Consider the following 18,353-nt stretch of genomic DNA (forward strand, 5'->3'; position numbering starts at 1 on the left):
CCTCACAGGTATTTCTTTATGACCAGCATGCCCAGCCTTGAACCCGACCTTGCTGTCGCGGTGAACACACCCAGGACTCCCCTGCTTAAAAGGCTGCTCTTGATGACGGCGGCCATCGCGGCGCTGGTGTTTATCGGGCTGTACGCGACCCATTGGTGGACCGCCGGGCGTTTCATCGAAGAAACCGACGATGCCTACATCGGTGGCGACATCACGGTGATCGGGCCGAAAGTTGCGGGGTATATCGAAGAGGTGCTGGTCACCGACAACCAGAGGGTCAAGGCCGGGGATGTGCTGATTCGGCTCGACGCCCGTGACTACCGCGCCAACCTGGCCAAGGCCGAAGGTGCAGTGGCTGCCGAAGAGGCGTTGCTCGCCAACCTCGACGCCACCGAACAACTGCAACACGCGGTGATCGGCCAGGCCCGCGCCGGTATCGATGCTACAGGCGCCGAAACCGCGCGCTCGCGGGACGATAACGCTCGCTACAAACGCCTGGTGAACAGCAATGCCGTCTCGGTGGAAAGCGCGCAACGAGCCGATGCCACCTTCAAGACTGCACAGGCGCAGAGTGCTCGGGCCCAGGCCGAATTGCTGGCCGCGCAACGCCAATTGAACGTGATTGAAACCCAGAAACAGCAAGCGCGAGCCGCGTTGATCCAGGCGCGGGCCGAGCGTGATCTGGCGCAGTTGAACGTCGGTTACACCGAGTTGAAAGCCCCCGTCGACGGCGTGATCGGCAATCGTCGGGCACGGGTCGGCGCTTACGCCCAGGCCGGTTCGCAACTGTTGTCGGTAGTGCCGGCCAGCGGGTTGTGGGTCGATGCCAATTTCAAAGAAGATCAGCTGTCGCGGATGACGCCGGGCCAGCGTGTGATCGTTCATGCAGACGTGCTCAAGGGGCGTGAATTCCACGGTCATCTGGACAGCCTCGCGCCGGCCAGTGGTTCGCAGTTCAGCGTGCTGCCACCGGAAAACGCCACTGGCAATTTCACCAAAATCGTTCAGCGGGTGCCGGTGCGAATCCTGCTCGATCCCGCTGACGGCGTGCTCGGTCATCTGCGCCCCGGTTTGTCGGTGACTGCCGAAGTGGACACCCGCGCCGAACCTGAAACCCCGACCGTGGCCAGCGCACCATGAACCGCGCTCTCGCCGCCCCCGCGCAGCCGTTCAACGCCGCCAACATGGCGACGGCGACCAAGGTGTTTGCCTTCGCCACGATGTGCATCGGCATGTTCATTGCGCTGCTGGATATTCAGATCGTTTCGGCGTCGCTGCGTGACATCGGCGGCGGGCTCTCGGCCGGCACCGACGAAACCGCGTGGGTACAGACCAGTTACCTGATCGCCGAAATCATCGTGATTCCGCTGTCGGGTTGGCTGTCCCGGGTGTTCTCGACCCGTTGGTTGTTCTGCGCTTCGGCGGTGGGTTTCACTTTAGCCAGCCTGCTCTGCGGCGCGGCCTGGAACATCCAGAGCATGATCGCCTTCCGCGCCCTGCAAGGCTTTCTCGGTGGTTCGATGATCCCGCTGGTGTTCACCACCGCATTCTTTTTCTTCACCGGTAAACAACGGGTGATCGCCGCCGCGACCATTGGCGCAGTGGCCTCGCTGGCACCGACGCTGGGGCCGGTGATCGGGGGCTGGATCACGGACATTTCGTCCTGGCACTGGCTGTTCTACATCAACCTGGTGCCGGGGATTTTCGTCGCGGTGGCGGTGCCTATGCTGGTGAAAATCGACCAGCCGGAACTGTCGCTGCTCAAGGGCGCCGACTACCTGAGCATGCTGTTCATGGCGGTGTTTCTCGGTTGCCTGGAATACACCCTCGAAGAAGGCCCACGCTGGAACTGGTTCAGCGACAGCACGATTCTGACCACCGCCTGGATCAGCGGCCTGGCTGGACTGGCTTTCATTGGTCGCACCCTTCACGTGGCCAATCCGATCGTCGATCTGCGTGCCTTGAAAGACCGTAACTTCGCCCTCGGCTGTTTCTTTTCATTCGTCACGGGGATCGGCCTGTTCGCGACGATTTACCTGACGCCACTGTTTCTCGGTCGTGTACGTGGCTACGGTGCGCTGGACATTGGCCTGGCGGTTTTTTCCACCGGGGTGTTCCAGATCCTGGCGATTCCGCTGTACGCCTTTCTGGCCAACCGCATCGACCTGCGCTGGATCATGATGACGGGCCTTGGGCTGTTCGCCTTGTCGATGTGGGATTTCAGCCCGATCACCCACGATTGGGGGGCCAAAGAATTGATGCTGCCACAAGCGTTGCGCGGGATCGCTCAACAACTGGCAGTGCCGCCAGCGGTAACCCTGACCCTCGGCGGACTGGCGCCCGCGCGGCTCAAACATGCGTCGGGATTGTTCAACCTGATGCGCAATCTCGGCGGCGCGATGGGCATCGCCGCGTGCGCGACCATCCTCAATGACCGCACCAACCTGCATTTCACCCGGTTGGCCGAGAACCTCAATAGCACCAACGAAGCACTCAATCAGTGGCTGTCCCAGGTCGGCAATAACTTCGCCGCCCTCGGCCAAAGCGGTGACATCGGCATCACCGCCAGCCTGCGTCAGCTATGGCTGCTGACCTACCGCGAAGCGCAGACGCAAACCTATGGCGACGCGTTCCTGATGATCATGGTCTGCTTCATCCTCGCCACGGCGATGGTGCCCTTGATGCGCAAGGTACAACCACCGGCGGCACCGAGTGCCGATGCTCATTAAGGTTTACCCCAGCTGGGTCGCGAAGAGGCCCCAAGATATCCCGGCCAACCAAAACCCTGTGGCGAGGGAGCTTGCTCCCGTTGGGCTGCGCAGCAGCCCCAGAACCAACGCCACAAGTTTGTCAGGTACACCCCGGGGCTTGATTTGGCGCCTGCTACGCAGTCGAGCGGGAGCAAGCTCCCTCGCCACAACAACGCCCGCCGCTACTCCGAAGGCCGTGCCCTCAACCGCCGCCCAATCACATCCAACACATCACACCCATCCCTCAGAGGAATGGCGCAGAGCAAGGCGAAGTCGCTGAGAATCATCGAATCGCATTCAACCGAGCCGCGCATGGAAAGGTTCTCAAGCACTTGGGTGACAGCACGAATTCGATAGCTTGCGGCGTCGGTCAAGATATCGAGCGGCGCGTGGGTGTCGACGAACAGGGTGGGCATGTCAGTGCAGTTGCTAGTGAGCGCCATGAAGCGGCTTTTAGGGTGGGGAATTGGTTTTTCGTAGGGTGGATCGGGATGAAGATTTTTCATTTTTAAACCTCTGGTAGAAGTGGAGCTACCATCGGCCTTCCTACAGGCTTGGGTGGCAGCTATACGCGGGGTAGGAATATCGAGACCAGAGCAAACTCGACCACACCGAAGCGTGCCCGCGCACAGCCGCCGCAACTAATCTTACGGACGCACGTCGATGGCCGCAATTCAGGTGTCGACGCCGAAGCGTCCTCTCTAGTCTTGAAGGGTTCCTACACCCTGCCACTGAATCTTCAGTGACCACCAGAGACTATCGATGGAAAACATTTCGCACCAGTTCATGGAAACCGCTACGAGTTGAAGGAAACTTCCGATGACCTTGTCCCCAAAAAAATCGCCCCTAGCGCTGTCTTTCAAGCTCCTTAATCGCCAATGGATTCCAAGAGCTCGCAGACTCTTTAAGCCAGTACATTGACTTCTCTTCACTACGAACCATCCCAATTAAGCCTTTTGCATATATCATCCCGAGCTCAAACTGAGCATTAGAGTCGCCGGCCTCAGCCGCTTGATGAAACAGCTGAAGCGCCAGTTTTTCATCCCGTGGACCGCCCCTACCACTCCGATACATTTTAGCCAAGCCAGTCTGTGAATATATATCATCTTGAGCGGCAGCCTTTTTATACCAACTCCTAGCCTCCTCATAATTTTGATCGACACCACGACCCTGCTCATACATACGTGCTAATCGCCATTGCGCGGAAGAGTTTCCTTTTTCAGCAGCTTTTCGATTCCAATATGCTGCGACCACCTCATTTTTTTCTTCACCATTGCTACCAGTCTCATAAATATGAGACAGGACAAACCAAGACATCTCATGGCCTGCCGCAGCGGCTTCTTTGTACAACTTAAGAGCCAACTTATCATCTTTTCGCAGATTATCCGACTTGGTCTTTCCACGCCCATACATTTGGGCCAGACCAAATTTTGCGTCCGCATTCCCCTGATCTGCCGCGCGCTGATACCAGACTAAAGCCTCTGTTTCGTTCTCGCGATTCCAATGGGTTGCAAGATACTTTGCAAGTGCTGCTTGCGCAGCAGCGTTTCCCTGCTCGGCAGACTTTCGATACCAATAAAATGAATACTCCCACCACATTTCTACTACACCACATAAATCTTTATCGGCTGCGTTAGCAAAAGCCAGCTGGCTTACAGCGTCACCCGTCAAGGCCAAATCATGTAGCATTACGGCCTCAGGATTACACTTCCCCGACTCCATCGCGGCAAGCAAACCCTCCGACTGATTGGCCCAAGCGTTACCAGCCAACATTAAAGCCACGACTGGCAAACCAAATCTAATTTTTTTCAACGAGCAAACCACAAAAACACCCTTCCATAGCGCCAACACTCATATATGTCATTCAGACTGACGTCATATCAAACGCCATTCAGACACAAAGAAGACAAGCTTGTTTAATCACCATCATACAAAAACTGACGGCAACTTTATTTTACTAATTCAGCCTGATACCTCAACAAACACTCCAATAGAACCCGCATAAATCTCCGCCGATCTTCCACCTCATCATCAAAATAGGTTGTTATTTTATCAAATATAGAATCGAAGCTTTCACCACTACCTAAATAGTAATTTAATGTATCTATGAACCATTCGCGATCACTTCCGCTATAGGAGGCAAACTCCGGACGCATAAGTATGTCGAACAGCTCAGAGAGCTCAACTTCATCATTTACATTTTTTGAAACTATGATCTCTTCTCTTTCATCGCCATCAACATTATCAATATCGAACAAAAATAGCAGACCACGCAAAATAGCAAGTTCAGGGGGACGTTTCATATTCAAAAATCCGCAAAAGTCGTTATTGGAGCACCAGTCGTATCTAATATGGCGATTGCATCCTTTTGCCTTCCATACACTAAACCACCGCGCTTATATCCCTCACCAATTTCTTTACCCATATTCATCGGCAATTTCGAGGCTGCATGACCATTTCGCCTGAATATTAGCTGAGCACGTTGAATGACGTTCAATTGATCCCTATAGCTAAAAAAACGTGTCGCTGCAGTAGGTATTTTCGGTTGACCGGCCCTCCTTCCTGTTGTGTACCTTTCAATTTCTCCTGTTGCTGGGTTCCTGCCCGTCATAGCTCGATCACGTTGAGACTCCAAACTAGTCTGTTTACCGTGTTTTTTTAGAAAATGAGCACCTTCTGTGGACTTCTCCATCTCATCTAAACGTCGATATGCGTTCGCCTCCGCAAGCTCATCAATCCGCGCCCTCCGCTCCGCACCCGTCAGCTTCGGCAGCGCCGGCTCACCTTCATCAACCCTAGCGCCAGTCGTATCATCCGGCGCCCCACACCCAGGCTTATTCGGTGGCGGACAGTTCCCGCTCAACCCCAACGGATCAACCCACCCCGTCGGGTTCGGCGTGTACTGGTACTGATTCAGCCCACCCGCCAACTTGATCGGATCCGGCGTCAGGTACCGTCCAACCTCCGGATCATAGTAGCGATGCCGGTTGTAATGCAGACCGCTCTCGGCGTCGAAGTACTGGCCCTGAAAGCGCAGTGGCTGGTCGAGCTGTTCGCCCCCACCGAACGCCAGATGCGTGACCTTGCCGTAGGCGTTGTACTTCGCCGACCACACAATCTCGCCACCGAAATCCGTCAGTTCCTGCGGCGTACCGAGATGATCGAGTTGGTAGTAGAACGGGCAAGCCTTGCGCGGGCCTTTGCCGTCGAGCATCGCCAGCGGACGGAAGCTGCCCGGTTCGTAGACGTAGCTGCGGTAGTGTTCGCGGCTGCTTTCAGCGACGAGGTTGTCACCCTGCCAGAAGAACTCAGTGGTTTTGCCGTCGACGGTTTTCTTGATACGCCGCCCGAAGGCGTCGTAGCGGTAACTGGAGCAACGACCGTCCGGCGTGGTGACGCCGACCAGCCGATGCTGGCCGTCGTAGCGGTATTCGGTGACGAGTTTTTGCGCGGTGCCGCGACGTTCGCGGATCAGGTTGCCGAAGGCGTCGTAGTCGTAGTGGCGGTCGCCCTGCATCAATAGGCAATTGCCTTTGACGGTCGTCGGGCCGGGCCGATCCTGCATCAGCAGGTTGCCGGCCGGGTCGTGGGCGAAGCTTTCCGCTGGGTCGTCGCGGGTGTGGCGCACGCGAGTCAGGCGGTTGAGCGGGTCGTATTGGTAATTGCGTTGGCCGTGGCGGGTGTCGGCGATGTGGTCGAGATTGCCGTTGAGGCTGTAGGCATAGTCGCGGCGGTACAGGTTTTTTTGCTGTTGGCTGACGGCATGGGCCTTCAAACGGCCTTGGTCGTCGTAGGCATATTCGCTGAGCAGCAGACCTTGCTGACGGTTTTGTTCGCGTCCGAAGGCAAACTGGTGAGTGGTGAGCCGCGCGCCGTTGAGGTCGATGGCCGTCAGCGCGCCGCCCTTGGCATGGTGGTAATCGAGTTTGCTGCCGTCCGGCAGGCGCAGGCGGTTGAGCTGGCCGCAAGCGTCGTAACCATAACGCAAGGTGCCCCAGCCTTGGTGCTCGGTGATCAGGCGATCCTGCTGGTCGTACTCGAATTCCAGCGGATGGTCGTGGCCATCGTCGACGCTGGTCAGTCGGCCCAGCGAGTCGTAGCGGTATTCGACACTGATGCCGTCGGGCAGCGTCTTGACCAATAGGCGTCCGGCCGAATCCCGTTGATAGGCCGTGATCAGCGGCGAGCCGTCGTCGCCGAACTCGGTTTTCTCCAGCAGGTGGCCGTTGAGGTCGTAGGCGTACGCGGTGCGGCGGCCGTCGAAACCGGTTTCCTGTCGGATCAATCCGTTCGGCGTGTAGTCCAGGCGATATTTCTCGCCGGATTCGTTTTCGATTTGCGTCAGCTGTAACTGCGCGTTGTCGTAGCGATAACGCAGTTGCGTGCCATCGGGATTGATCCGGCGGCTGACCAGGTGCAGGTCGTCGACGTATTCGTAACGGGTGATGCGCCCCAGTTCATCGCGTTCGGCGGTGATCTTGCCGTAGGCGTTGTAGCTATAGGCGCGGCTGGCGCCAGTAGGAAGGGTCGTCTGAATCAGTCGGCCAATCGCATCCCATTGGTACTGTGTGAGTGCACCGTGTTCGTCCTGACGGGTCGTCTGCCGCCCCAGCGCATCGTAGGAAAAGCGTCGCTGCCCGCCATCCGGCAGCGTTTCCTCGACCAGCTGCCCCAAGGCATTCCAGACGAACACATGGCGGCTGGCGTCCGGGTAGCGGATCGACAGCAGCTGACCTTTTTCGTCGTAGTGATAGTAGGTGACCTGGCCGTCGGGATCGGTGGCTTCAGTGACTTCGCCCTGAGCATTGCGCTGATAGGTCCACACCGCTTTGCCGCGATAGCGTGCATGCAGGAAACCGTTGCGATACTCGTAGGCCGTTGGCTCGTCTTCCGGTGGAATCAGCGCCACCAACCGTCCGACTTCGTCGTAACGGTATTCAGTGACAGCCCCGAGCGGATCCTGCTCGGCAATTAGCCGACCTTGGTCGTCATAGGCCTTGAGCTTTTCGCCGCCGTCCAGCTCGACCTTGCGCACCAGCCGCGCCCGGTCGTCATGAAGGTAAACCTCTTGGCTGCCGTCGATGTTCTGGACGGTGACGCTGCCCTGGTCATCCCAGACATAGCGCGCCTCCATCTGCGCGAACGACGCCCAGTGCCGAACGCAACGCGCCGCCTTGCCGGAGCGTTCCCACGCCCAGAAGAAACTCGCGCCACCGGCCAGTTGCCGCTGCAGGATGACGTGCCGGTCGTCGTAGTCGTAACGCTCGCTTTCCCCCGCGGCGTTGCTCGCTTCGATCAGTTGATCGCGTTCGTCGTAGCGGTAACTGGCCAGCGTTTGTTCGGTGTGCCAGGCCTCGGCGAGGGTCTGGGCCGGAGCAAATCGCTGGTAGTCGACGGCGATCAGATGCGCGCGGTCATAACGCAACAGCAAGGCGCGGCCGGCGCCGTTGTCGAGGCGCTGGATGCGCTGCTGGCGGTCGCGAGTGACGCGCAGGCGGTTGTCGTACGCGTCGCTGATCGCCGTCAGCCGACCGTGGTGAAAGTGGTAGAACCGCGTGTCGTCGCCGGCTTGGGCGAGGATCAGTTCCTCGGGGTCATTGCCGAGATAAATCGCGGCGCGAGAGAGGCTGTTGTGGATCGCCGGGCGTTCATTGTTCGGCAGCGGGAAGGGGGTGCGACGGTTTTCGTGGTCGATCCAGATGACCTGATCGCCATCGATTTCCAGTCGATGCGCGAGCGAATGACTCCAGCCAAAGCCCAGCCCGCAGTCGATCTCGACGGCGCTGGTGCGGTAGAGCCGGGTGAAGTCGAACGGCAGAATGCCGTCCAGCGCACCATCGGTGAGGGTCAGCAGTTCTTCGCCGGTGACCATCGACACCGGGCAGCCGTTCTTGCAGGTGGACGGCACGCAAGTGGCGCTGTCACCGTTGGGGTTTTTTGCTTGATCGGGGGAGTCGTCGTGGTGTTCGTTTTGCTTGAGCGTGGTGTTGCGTTTGGCATCCCAACGCAGTTGCATCCGACCTTTTTTCAAACCCGCGACCACACCGCGTGCGGCGACGGCTTTGTATTGGTCGACGTACTTCATGAAGGCGCTGAGGATATTGAAAGTCGCCTCGACGAAACGCATCGCAAGACTGGCCAGCCCCATCCCGTATTTGAGCCCGCGAGCGGTTAGATAGGCTTTGGCGGCGGGTAGACCGACTCGCGTGAAAGCCAGCGCTGAAGCAATCAGAATGTCGATCAGCACCGAGACAATGACGTAGCTGGCCGTCTCTGCCGCGTTGCCGGCGATCTCGCTGGGTGGGAGCATTTCCAGCCAGAGAGTCGCGGTACGCAGCAGTAAACAGAGCGCCGCTTCGTCACTGGCCAGCAGCTGGACTTTGGCCATGACCTCCGGCGCTGTCTGCGCAAGACTGGCCAACTCATCGGCGCCGCTGCCCAGCCGTTCAACGAACTTGCGGGGATCCTGAAGAATGTCCGAGAGCAGGCTGAGGCTGTCCCAAACACCGATGACCGCCGCCCAACTGCCCGCCAGCATGCCGTTACCGACGGCCGCAAATGTCGATTGCGACCATTGCGGTTTAAATCCTTCCCACTCCTTGCGTAGCCAACCCTCCAGTTCGTTGGTCAGGCCTTTGTAGGAATCAAAAAGGTCATTGATTTTCGAGGGTGCAACTTCACCCTGGACATGAACGCGGTAGAACTTACCCTCTTCCCCTCGGAACGTTCCCTTGCCGTTTTCATCGAGCGTGACCGGCGTCGACTTACCCCCATCCATGGCAATCACATCGACCTGAATGTTCCCCAACGGAATGTCGTAAACCGATTCGAACTTGCTCTCGATTTCCAGAATCCCGCCTTTCGGGCACTGGACGACAGTGGAGATAAAGTCGTCGTCGCCACTGCTCACAGCGGTGCTGACATTGCCGAACCAAATGATCCGTTCCATGCCCATCAGCGATGGCAGATCCGCCACATGGCTGGCCTGGTCGGCGGCCTGGCTGAGCCAGTGATTGAGCTGTTCGCGATAGAGCGAGAGGGTGTGCGGGAAGCTGTCGAGTTCCTGCTCGATGCGGGCGATGTGCTCCATCAACGCACTGAACGGCATGAAGTGGAGTGAAAAATCGGGTCAGGCATCAGCAATCCCTCGCGCAGAAAATTAGGCGCGGGGACTTTGCGGGGGATCGATCAGGAAAGAAGTCGGGAAAGGTGGAAATAGCTGTAGGGAGATTCGCTGATTAACAGCGACTCAATAACGCGTAATCCAGGTGGGAGCGAGCCTGCTCGCGATGACGGCGGTACATTCAGCATCAATGTTGGCTGACCCGTCGCTATCGCGAGCAGGCTCGCTCCCACAGGGGCTGCGGTGTTCAACTCCTTAACTGATTGGCATTAGAAATGCCAGGGCGTTACACCTGAGGCATTTTGCGAAAGCCCACGGCCAGGCGGTTCCAGCTGTTAATGGTGGAAATCGCCACGGTCAGGTCGACCATTTCCTTGGGACTGAACTCGGCGCTGAGCAGCGCATAGTCCTCATCCGGGGCATGGGTCAGGCTCAGTTGGGTCAGGGATTCGGTCCAGGCCAGAGCCGCCCGTTCACGATCAGTGAAGAACGGTGCCTCGCGCCAGGCCGTCACGGCGAACAGTCGGCGTGGAGTTTCCCCGCCCTTGATGGCATCGGCAGTGTGCATGTCGATGCAAAAGGCGCAGCCGTTGATCTGCGAAGCGCGCAGCTTCACCAGTTCGATCAGCGACTTTTCCAGGGGCAGCTTCGAGACGGCGGCTTCCAGGGCCATCATGGCTTTGAGACCGTCCGGGGAGGCGGTGTAGAAATCGATACGAGGTTGCATGGTGAGCTCCAATTACGGGTGGGGTTGGCGCTACGTTAATGCGGACCTGCCGTTGAACAAATAGCCAATTATTGGGAAGTTGAGGATGCCAATGGACCACTGGATTGGGGTGACTCTTCTGGCCCCTTCGCGAACAAGCCCGCACACACATTAGATCTTCGCCGGACACAAAACCTGTGTTCACTGAAGATCAAATGTGGGAGCGAGCCTGCTCGCGAAGGGCCGGAACAGGCAACCAACACATCAGCCGCTACGCTTGCGCAACCACTGCAAAAACCCTTTCTTCTCCACCACCTTGGGTGTTTCCTGAATCAGTGTCTGAGCCTTGTTTAAGCGGAAATCCAGCAACGCCTTCATCGCTTCGCCGATGTCATGCCGCGCATCCAGGCACGGTTGGAGGTATTCCTTCTCGATTCGGTACAAGCTGCAGACCGTCTTGGCGATAAAGTCTGCCGGCATCGCCGTATTGGACAAAATCCCGCCCTCGCCGATCACCTCGCCCGGCCCCATGCGCCCGGTTTCGAACTTGACCCCGCCGCGGCTCAGCTCCACCGACACGACGCCGGATTCGATGATGAACAAATGATCGCTGACCTCCCCCGCCGGCAGGATCATTTCACCGGGGCGGAAAGTTTGCAGTTTCATGTTCTGACTGAAGGTTTCTTTCTCTTCCTGACGCAGGGTCGAGAAAATGTTCGAGGCGTCCAGCAGTGCTCGTGGCCGCGACAGGTTGGCAGGTGCATTCGGTTCGACGTTCGACAACAGGCTGACACCGCTGGCTTGCAAGTGCCGGAACGCCAGGTCGAACAGCAGATTGCGAACCATGCGTTTCTGGTCCATCGAGACGACGAAACCACTGATTTCGTATTCCACGCCCGTGGCGCTTGAGCCTTTCAACGCTACGCATGGCGCCGGTTTATTCAACAGATAGCGGCATCCTTGCATCGCCCGTTCCAACGCGTCGATCACCGTTTGTGGACGTGCGTGCGGGCTCAGTTGCAAGCTGACGGAGACGCCGAAAATGTCACTGGGCCGGCTGAAGTTGATGATCTTGGCCTTGGCTGCCAGTGAGTTGGGGATCACCGCCATGCTGCCCTGGGCCGTTTGCAGGCGCGTCGCGCGCCAGTCGATGTCGATGACCCGGCCTTCGGTGCCGTCGATGGAGATCCAGTCATCCAGTTGATAGGGTTTGGTGGTGTTGAGGACGATCCCGGAGAACACGTCGCTGAGGGTGCTTTGCAAGGCCAGGCCGACGATAATCGCCAACGCTCCGGACGTAGCCAGCACGCCCTTTACCGGCAGATCGAGTACGTACGCGAGGGCGGCGATAATCGCGATCAGGAAGATCACCGCGCCAAGCAAATCCTGCAGCAAGCGCCCGGTGTGCCCGACCCGTTGCATCATCACCGCACCGATCAGCACCGTCAGAGTGCGCGCGCCAAACAGCCACCAGCCGATCTGCAAACCGGTGGCCGCCAGGTGCAGCGGGACGTTGTCGACCCAGGGCGCCGTCTCCATGGGGTTCATGCCTTCGTTGAACAGCAGCATGCTGAACAGCGCGAAAATCACCAGCCGCACGACCAGTTTCCAATTGCTGCCGCTGGCGGTGATCAAACGCCACAATCCCAGATCGATCAGGATCAGAATCAGCGCGCTGAGCAACGGGTGATCGGTGAGCAGTGACAGCATCGAGCGACTCCAGCAATAGTACGGATGAGCACAGTGTAGGAGGATTTGATGTCTTCAGAACAACACAAAACACTGTGGGAGCGGGCTTGCCCGCGATGGCAATTGATCAGTCAATGTGATGTTGACTGATCGACCGCTATCGCGGGCAAGCCCTCTCCCACAGGTTATGTGTGTATGTGCTGCCAGGGTTTACTTGCTGTTGGTGAGGGTGTTGTAGCTGGTCATCAGGTTGCGGTAGTCCGGGATGTGGTTGGAGAACAGGGTCGCCAGACCTTCCACGTCGTTGCGCCAGTCGCGATGCAGCTCACAGGCCAGGCCAAACCAGGTCATCAGCTGGGCGCCGGAGGAAGACATGCGATCCCACGCCGATTGACGGGTCAGTTCGTTGAACGTGCCGGAAGCATCGGTCACCACGAACACCTCAAAACCTTCGGCCAGGGCCGACAGCGCCGGGAACGCCACGCAGACTTCGGTTACCACACCGGCGATGATCAGTTGCTTCTTGCCAGTGGCTTTGATCGCCTTGACGAAGTCTTCGTTATCCCAGGCATTGATCTGGCCAGGGCGAGCGATGTACGGCGCGTCCGGGAACAGTGCCTTGAGTTCCGGCATCAGTGGGCCGTTGGGGCCGGTTTCGAAACTGGTGGTCAGAATCGTTGGCAGCTTGAAGTACTTGGCCAGGTCGGCCAAGGCCAGCACGTTGTTCTTGAAACGGTCCGGATCGATGTCGCGCACCAGAGAAAGCAAACCCGCCTGGTGATCGACCAGCAGAACGGCGGCGTTATCTTTGTCGAGACGTTTGTAGGAAGTAGTCATGGGGTAATCCTCGCTTTTTATCGATGCCGAACGGGCCGGCGTAAGTGAACTCTGTTTTTTCGTTTCAACGTGACCAGGCATGCGTTGTCAGCCAAGCCCGGCACGCCATAGCGCTACAACAATGATTTCAATCACTCATCCGGCCGAACCGACCCGACTGGAAGTCGGCAAAGGCCTGGTGAATCTCTTGCTCGGTGTTCATCACGAACGGGCCGTGGCCGACGATGGGTTCGTCGATCGGCTCGCCGCTGAGCAGCAGCACCACGGCGTCGTTATTGGCTTCCAGACTGAGCTGATCGCCGTCGCGCTCGAACAACGCCAATTGCCCTTCTCGCACCAGTTCCTTTTGATTGACCTGAACCGTGCCACGCAGCACCACCAGTGCCGTGTTGCGCCCTTCGTGCAGGTCCAGGGTCAGCAACTTGCCGGCGTTCAAGCGAATATCCCAAACGTCGATTGGCGTGAAGGTCCGCGCCGGGCCTTTACGGCCGTCGAACTCACCGGCGATCAGGCGCAAGCTGCCAGTATTGTTCTTGAGCGGGAGGCTCGGAATGTCACCGTCGAGAATCGTCTGGTAACCGGGCTCGGCCATCTTGTCCCTGGCCGGCAGGTTGACCCACAGCTGCACCATTTCCAGGGTGCCGCCGCGCTTGGCGAAACCTTCGGAGTGGAACTCTTCATGAAGAATCCCCGAGGCTGCGGTCATCCATTGCACGTCGCCGGGACCGATCTTGCCGCCGCTGCCGGTGGAGTCGCGGTGTTCCACTTCGCCCTTGTAAACGATAGTCACGGTTTCGAAACCACGGTGCGGATGCTGACCAACGCCACGACGCTCGGTGGTCGGGGTGAATTCGGCGGGACCGGCGTGATCCAGCAGCAGAAACGGGCTGATGTGTTTACCCAGGTTGTCGTAGGAAAACAGCGTACGAACCGGAAAACCGTCGCCGACCCAATGGGTTCGTGGGCTGGTGTAGACACCGATGATGTTTTTCATCTTTTCCTCCAAATCTGTTGTGTGACGCGATGGACAAAGCTTAAAACCGGCGCCTTTTGTGCGCTAGACTGCAAAAATCAGCCTTAGCGTTCTATTTGGAGAACGATGGTGGAAGACCTCAACACCCTGTACTACTTCACTCAGGTGGTGGAACACCGCGGTTTCGCCCCCGCCGGGCGTGCGCTGGACATGCCCAAATCCAAGCTCAGCCGACGCATCGCCGAGCTCGAAGAACGCCTCGGCGTGCGGCTGCTGCACCGCACCAGCCGGCATTGCTCATTGACCGAAATCGGCCAGGCTTATTACCAGCGCTGCCTGGCCATGCGGGTGGAAGCCGAAAGCGCCGCCGAACTGATCGAACGCAATCGCTCCGAACCCCAGGGCCTGGTGCGCATCAGTTGCCCGACGGCGTTGCTGAATACCTGGGTCGGCCCGATGCTCACCCGCTACATGCTCAAATACCCGTTGGTGGAGTTGTTCATCGAAAGCACCAACCGCCGGGTCGATCTGATTCATGAGGGGTTCGACATCGCCCTGCGGGTGCGCTTTCCACCGCTGGAAAACACCGACATGGTGATGAAGGTACTGGGCAACAGCACCCAGTGCCTGGTGGGCAGTCCGGCGTTTTTGCAGCATTTGTCGTCACCGGCCACGCCGGCCGACCTCAGTGGCCTGCCGAGCGTGCATTGGGGTGGCGCGCAGCGTGAATATCAGTGGGAATTGTTCGGTGCCGACGGTGCCAGCGCGCTGATTCGTCATACCCCGCGGATGGTCACCGACGACTTGCTGGCCTTGCGTCACGCGGTGCTCGCCGGCATCGGCATCGCCCACCTGCCCAGTGTGGTAGTGCGTGATGACATTGCCGCCGGCCGACTGGTGGAGCTGGTGCCAGGCTGGACACCCAAGTGCGGGATCGTGCATGCGATCTTCCCCTCACGACGCGGATTGCTGCCATCGGTGCGGACCTTGATCGACTTTCTGGGGGAGGAATTCAGCCATAGCGATATTGCTTGAAAAGATCAAAAGATCTTCCCGTTAGCCTTGGTTCAAATGCTTGTCCAACGATGACATCGCGTGCTGCAACTGGTCGATAGCTTCATCAACCGCCGCCGGGTCAGCTTTGTCGATGACATGCTCCAGATGCTCGCAGCTCCTGATCAAGCGTGCCGCCCGGACCATGCGCGCACTGCCCTTGATACGGTGCGCCAGGTCTCGCAGAACATGGCGATTGCCGCGCGCTTGAAGCAGGTTCTCCCGATCAGCCCGATTGGTCACGATCAGTTCGCGCACCAGGTGATCAAGCAACGTGCGGTCCGCACCGACGTACTGCTCCAGGCCACTCAAATCCATCTCGGGCCCGGGTTGCTCTTCGAGCGCCTCTGGCAATTCGCTCACAAACCTGGACGCCAACCATGCGCTCAAATCCGCCAGCAGGATGGGTTTGAACAGGCAATCGTCCATACCTGCCTCCAGGCAGCGGACTTTTTCCTCGGGTTGCGCATTGGCGGTAAAGCCCAGAATCAGCGTCGGCGGTAATCCCTGGGCGCGCTCTTCATCGCGGATTGCCCCCGTCAGTTCATAACCACTGAGTCTGGGCATATTGCAGTCGGTAACCACCAGATCGAACTCATGCTCCTGCCACAGCTCAAGTCCTCGCTCGCCATCCGCAGCCTGCATAACGTGATGCCCCAGATCACACAGTTGCCATGACAATAACAGCCGATTAATCGGGTGATCATCGACCACCAGAATCGTCAGTGGCCGCGTCTGCGTCTGCAACCCGCTATCCACTGCCTCAATGGAAGACAACGGTTGCAATGCGATCAGCTCAAGATTGATGTCCACCCGCGTGCCTTGCCCGAGCACGCTGTCGAGTTGCAACCGACCGCCCATCATTTCGCACAAAGTGCGGCTGATCACCAGGCCCAACCCGGAGCCGCCGCGAGCCGATTGCCGGTTATTGCTGGCTTGTGCGAACGGGCTGAATAGCCGTTGCCGGTCGACGTCGCTGATGCCGATGCCGGTGTCCTCAATGCGCACACTGACCGCCAGATGCCCCGGCGTAACGGGCGTCACCCGCAGCGTCAGGCTGATCTCACCTTCACGGGTGAACTTGATGGCGTTGCTCAGCAGATTGGACAGCACCTGCTTGAAACGGGTGGGGTCGATCAACACGTCGCAGTCGCTGTGTTCATCCAGATCGATGCGCCACGCCAGCTCATTCTGCCGTGCAAGGCCTTCGAAAACCCGACACACCGATTCCACCAGCCCCCGTAGATTGGCGCGCTCAGGTGTCAGGAATAAATGCCCGGACTCGATACGGGCGATGTCCAGAATGTCACCGATCAGCGCCAGCAATTGTTGTGCGGCACCGGACGCCAACTCAATGGCGAAACGGTCGGTGACGCCCTCGTCGGCACGTTTGAGGGCCAATTCAAGCATGCCGATCAGGGCGTTCATTGGCGTGCGAATCTCATGACTCATGGTCGCCAGAAAGGTGGTTTTGGCGCGGTTGGCATCGTCCGCCTCGTTTTTGGCGTCCTGCAATTGCTGCAACCATTGCTGGCGCTGGCGGATCTGTCGGCGCTGCCAGGCGATCCAGCCAAAGGCGAACAACAGCAAGGCGCCAGCCACGGCAAAGGCCTGAAAAATACTCTTGCGGTGACGCAGCCAATAGCTGTCATCCAGCACCACGTCATTGCTCCAGCGAGCCACCAGATCGTCCATTTCCTGAGGCGAAATGCTCAGCAATGCCTTGTTCAGAATCGAGTGCAACTCTTGCGCGCCGCGGTGCGTGGCCAAGGCGATTCGGGCGGGTTGATCGCCCACGGTGCTGCTGACGCGCAGACGATCACGGTAATGCCGAGCGATCAGGTAACGGGCGACGATCAATGAACTGAGCGTCGCATCAGCCTGCCCCTTGATCACCCATTCCATACCCTCGGCCGGGCTTTTCACTTCGACCAGGCGCACCTGCGGCGCCCGGGCCTGCATGAACCCGAACAACGGATGACCGCGATAAATCGCCAGGCGTTTACCGGCCAGATCGTCCAGCGTCCTGGGGCTGCCCGTCGTCGTTGCACTGACCAGTACAAATGGATTGCTGAGGTAGGCGCGGGTAAAGAGCAACGTGTCTTCACGCTCGGTACTGGGGGTGACCACAGGTAATAGATCGATCTCGCCGTCCTGGAGTTGCTCGATTTGCCGGTCCAGAGAGTGGCCGCGTTGCACCTGAAAGGTCACACCGCTGCGTTGGCTGATCAGCGTCAGCAACTGCGCCGTCAACCCGCTGAGCCGGCCTTGGGCATCGTAGAACGTCAGCGGAGCAAAGTTGTCGATCGCGCCGACAGTGACCGTCGGATGCCGGTCCAGCCAGCGTTGTTCACTGGGGCTCAAACGCACCGGCTGTTGCCCCGCCGTATTGGCCCTGCCGGCACTCCAGCGCACCTCGATGACCGCGCGCTGGTCCATCGGAATCGCTGCCAGAGCCTTGTCGATGATGCTTTTGAGACGCGGATTGTCCTTCGCCAACGCGAAGCCGAACGGATTGGCATCCAGACCGGAAGGCCCCGCCAGATGGACATTGTTGAGGTAGTTATTGTTGATCAGGTAATTGGCGCTGATGAAGTCGCCGAGGTACACATCGTCCGGCCCGAACGCTACCGCTCCGAGCGCATCGAGTGCCGAGGGATAGCGCTGCAAGGTCGCGTCGGGGTAGAAGGCCTCCACCGTCTGGGCTGACAGATAGTCTTCGACCATGGCGATACGTTTGCCGGCAAGATCGACAGGCATTCGCTCGTCCAGTCGAGTGACCAGCATCGGCTGATCTTCGGCATAGGCTCGGGACCGGGTCAGCGCGGGGTCGGTCGCTTCGAAGTTATTCGAGGTCCCGAGCAGATCCAGCTCATGACGTTTCAGGGCGTCCATGGCTGCCTCGCGAGAGGCATAACGCAACACGTCGATCTTGACGTGCAGCAGTTGCCCCAGCAGCTCGGCGTAATCAGCCGTGATGCCCTCCAGCTCATCGCGGTGGCGCGTCACTTCGAACGGCGGGTAATCCGCCCCCGTCACCCCGAGGCGCAGAGCCCGTTTATCGCGTAGCCATTGCCAGTCTCTTTGATCCAGCGTGACCTGAAAACCCTCCACGCTGGAGCGACCCAGCAATTGCAACCGCTGCGGCTCGTCGGCCATCGCCGCGGATAATTGCGCTAAAAGGCTCAGTGCCAAGGCCGACAGAAATATGCGCATGGTCGG

At 58.6% G+C, this 18,353-nt stretch carries 12 protein-coding genes; 3 read left to right on the top strand and 9 right to left on the bottom strand.

Annotation, left to right across the window (positions count from 1 at the left end):
- Window positions 1-18: 18 nt before the first annotated feature.
- Both ACZ3HH_RS23410 and ACZ3HH_RS23415 read left to right on the top strand, forming a co-directional pair.
- Window positions 19-1,140, top strand: coding sequence for an HlyD family secretion protein (locus ACZ3HH_RS23410; protein WP_465808097.1), 1,122 nt, complete (start codon window positions 19-21; stop codon window positions 1,138-1,140).
- The gene (locus ACZ3HH_RS23415) at window positions 1,137-2,729 is read left to right on the top strand and encodes a DHA2 family efflux MFS transporter permease subunit (protein WP_465808098.1); all 1,593 of its coding nucleotides are present in this window, start codon (window positions 1,137-1,139) and stop codon (window positions 2,727-2,729) included. Before ACZ3HH_RS23410 ends, ACZ3HH_RS23415 begins: the two co-directional genes overlap by 4 nt.
- Before the next feature lie 203 nt (window positions 2,730-2,932).
- On the opposite strand, the gene ACZ3HH_RS23420 is transcribed toward ACZ3HH_RS23415, so the two are convergent.
- From ACZ3HH_RS23420 to ACZ3HH_RS23455, 8 genes are all read right to left on the bottom strand, one after another.
- Window positions 2,933-3,256, bottom strand: a complete 324-nt coding sequence (locus ACZ3HH_RS23420) for a hypothetical protein (RefSeq protein WP_465808100.1) — start codon at window positions 3,254-3,256, stop codon at window positions 2,933-2,935.
- A gap of 340 nt (window positions 3,257-3,596) precedes the next feature.
- Window positions 3,597-4,601: a tetratricopeptide repeat protein gene (locus tag ACZ3HH_RS23425; RefSeq protein ID WP_465808102.1), complete on the bottom strand. Its 1,005-nt coding sequence runs from the start codon at window positions 4,599-4,601 to the stop codon at window positions 3,597-3,599.
- 98 nt (window positions 4,602-4,699) lie between these two features.
- On the bottom strand, window positions 4,700-5,053 hold the full coding sequence (locus ACZ3HH_RS23430) for a hypothetical protein (protein WP_465808104.1): 354 nt from the start codon (window positions 5,051-5,053) through the stop codon (window positions 4,700-4,702).
- Between the two features lie 2 nt (window positions 5,054-5,055).
- Entirely contained in the window at window positions 5,056-9,840 is a 4,785-nt protein-coding gene (locus tag ACZ3HH_RS23435) for an RHS repeat-associated core domain-containing protein (RefSeq protein WP_465808187.1), read from the bottom strand.
- A 319-nt stretch (window positions 9,841-10,159) separates the two neighbouring features.
- Window positions 10,160-10,600: a carboxymuconolactone decarboxylase family protein gene (locus tag ACZ3HH_RS23440; protein ID WP_465808106.1), complete on the bottom strand. Its 441-nt coding sequence runs from the start codon at window positions 10,598-10,600 to the stop codon at window positions 10,160-10,162.
- Window positions 10,601-10,843: 243 nt separating this feature from the next.
- The gene (locus ACZ3HH_RS23445) at window positions 10,844-12,289 is read right to left on the bottom strand and encodes a mechanosensitive ion channel domain-containing protein (protein WP_465808108.1); all 1,446 of its coding nucleotides are present in this window, start codon (window positions 12,287-12,289) and stop codon (window positions 10,844-10,846) included.
- A gap of 189 nt (window positions 12,290-12,478) precedes the next feature.
- Window positions 12,479-13,105, bottom strand: coding sequence for an isochorismate family cysteine hydrolase YcaC (gene ycaC, locus ACZ3HH_RS23450; RefSeq protein ID WP_123357471.1), 627 nt, complete (start codon window positions 13,103-13,105; stop codon window positions 12,479-12,481).
- A gap of 127 nt (window positions 13,106-13,232) precedes the next feature.
- Window positions 13,233-14,099, bottom strand: a complete 867-nt coding sequence (locus ACZ3HH_RS23455; protein ID WP_465808110.1) for a pirin family protein — start codon at window positions 14,097-14,099, stop codon at window positions 13,233-13,235.
- Between the two features lie 105 nt (window positions 14,100-14,204).
- Here ACZ3HH_RS23455 and ACZ3HH_RS23460 point away from each other — a divergent pair, with 105 nt between their 5' ends.
- Window positions 14,205-15,113 (top strand): LysR substrate-binding domain-containing protein, encoded by a 909-nt coding sequence (locus ACZ3HH_RS23460; RefSeq protein WP_465808112.1) that lies wholly within the window; start codon window positions 14,205-14,207, stop codon window positions 15,111-15,113.
- Window positions 15,114-15,134: 21 nt separating this feature from the next.
- Here the strand turns inward: ACZ3HH_RS23460 and ACZ3HH_RS23465 are convergent, their stop codons facing one another.
- Window positions 15,135-18,347 carry a transporter substrate-binding domain-containing protein gene (locus ACZ3HH_RS23465; RefSeq protein ID WP_465808114.1) on the bottom strand — a complete coding sequence of 1,071 codons (3,213 nt, stop codon included), beginning with the start codon at window positions 18,345-18,347 and terminating at the stop codon, window positions 15,135-15,137.
- Between the last annotated feature and the right edge of the window lie 6 nt (window positions 18,348-18,353).

The sequence above is a fragment of the Pseudomonas sp. PME37.24/025 genome (assembly GCF_055556615.1).

Coding starts and splice junctions, on each gene's coding strand:
- ACZ3HH_RS23410 (WP_465808097.1), top strand. CDS start 19: ATGACCAGCATGCCCAGCCTTGAACCCGACCTTGCTGTCGCGGTGAAC.
- ACZ3HH_RS23465 (WP_465808114.1), bottom strand. CDS start 18,347: ATGCGCATATTTCTGTCGGCCTTGGCACTGAGCCTTTTAGCGCAATTA.
- ACZ3HH_RS23430 (WP_465808104.1), bottom strand. CDS start 5,053: ATGAAACGTCCCCCTGAACTTGCTATTTTGCGTGGTCTGCTATTTTTG.
- ACZ3HH_RS23435 (WP_465808187.1), bottom strand. CDS start 9,840: ATGGAGCACATCGCCCGCATCGAGCAGGAACTCGACAGCTTCCCGCAC.
- ACZ3HH_RS23420 (WP_465808100.1), bottom strand. CDS start 3,256: ATGAAAAATCTTCATCCCGATCCACCCTACGAAAAACCAATTCCCCAC.
- ACZ3HH_RS23460 (WP_465808112.1), top strand. CDS start 14,205: ATGGTGGAAGACCTCAACACCCTGTACTACTTCACTCAGGTGGTGGAA.
- ycaC (WP_123357471.1), bottom strand. CDS start 13,105: ATGACTACTTCCTACAAACGTCTCGACAAAGATAACGCCGCCGTTCTG.
- ACZ3HH_RS23440 (WP_465808106.1), bottom strand. CDS start 10,600: ATGCAACCTCGTATCGATTTCTACACCGCCTCCCCGGACGGTCTCAAA.
- ACZ3HH_RS23415 (WP_465808098.1), top strand. CDS start 1,137: ATGAACCGCGCTCTCGCCGCCCCCGCGCAGCCGTTCAACGCCGCCAAC.
- ACZ3HH_RS23455 (WP_465808110.1), bottom strand. CDS start 14,099: ATGAAAAACATCATCGGTGTCTACACCAGCCCACGAACCCATTGGGTC.
- ACZ3HH_RS23445 (WP_465808108.1), bottom strand. CDS start 12,289: ATGCTGTCACTGCTCACCGATCACCCGTTGCTCAGCGCGCTGATTCTG.